This window comes from Ruegeria sp. N11, from assembly GCF_056531525.1.
This window is the reverse complement of record NZ_JBQFLX010000078.1, coordinates 1-905: the sequence shown is the minus strand read 5'-3', so window position 1 is coordinate 905 and position 905 is coordinate 1. Positions and strand designations below refer to the sequence as shown.

Annotated in this window: 1 protein-coding gene; it reads left to right on the top strand. The window is 45.7% G+C overall.

Annotation, left to right across the window (positions count from 1 at the left end; genetic code table 11):
* The first annotated feature begins 312 nt into the window (after positions 1-312).
* Complete coding sequence (locus ACR0J8_RS24255; RefSeq protein WP_480528020.1) at positions 313-819, top strand: hypothetical protein; 507 nt, start codon at positions 313-315, stop codon at positions 817-819.
* Positions 820-905 lie beyond the last annotated feature (86 nt).

The window sequence follows — 905 nt, the reverse complement described above, 5'->3', positions numbered from 1 at the left end:
ACTTGGGGAAGAAAGGCTCAAGACGCGCCATCTGCGCATCCGTCAGCCAAAAAAGATCAGACATGGTCACCGCTCGATTTTCGAACCGTGAATCACGCAGCCACGCGGAAATCAATGGGTCCCGAGCCTAACATAACGAAGGAAACTAGCATAGTTCAGCCGAAATAGATGACTTGACCAAAGTACACTCCAATAGCATTTCCTAATAATTTACCATTATGATTCTATGAAGAATTTTGGGATTACTACCAACGTTAGGATCCAAAATTGATCTGCACGACAACGACACCTTTTGCGTTCCAGGATATAGCTTTGACGCTTGCCAAGACTGCTTCTCAAGTCGAAAATGCTTGGAATATACTGCAACCGTATTTCGGAACCCAATTGACGTTTGGTTTCGGTAGAATTGTACCTGCCCCAAACTTCTTCGATGTCGTCGCGATGGGTGTTCTGATTGAGCTAACTGCCAAACCTTGTGACGTGAACGATCTGCTCATCAACTCCCTTTGTGTAGCCGAAGAGGTTGCGATTTACATGGATTCCGAAGAGGCATTGGCAATACTGGGAAAGGCTCAGAGAGCTGAGGTAATCGAGTACCTAATTGCGGTGTTTTCTTCTCAAACTATTGAGGAGCAATGCCAACTAGTTTTCCAGTGCAAAGTTGGTGTTGTTGCAGTTGTCACTGGAATCATGGAGAAAGTTCACGGAACTCTGATTGACAGCCGGATCAACGAGCCTTTTGGTCGCAAAGAGAGATTTGGTGCCTTGGATCGAATTTCTTTAACCCGTTGTTGTAATTTAAAATTATTCAATACCTAGGGTCAGGACTCATAACCAATAAATGACGGTTGCGGCGAGGGCGATGGCGGAGAGGAAGACCTTCGGGCATCTGTCGTATCTGGTCG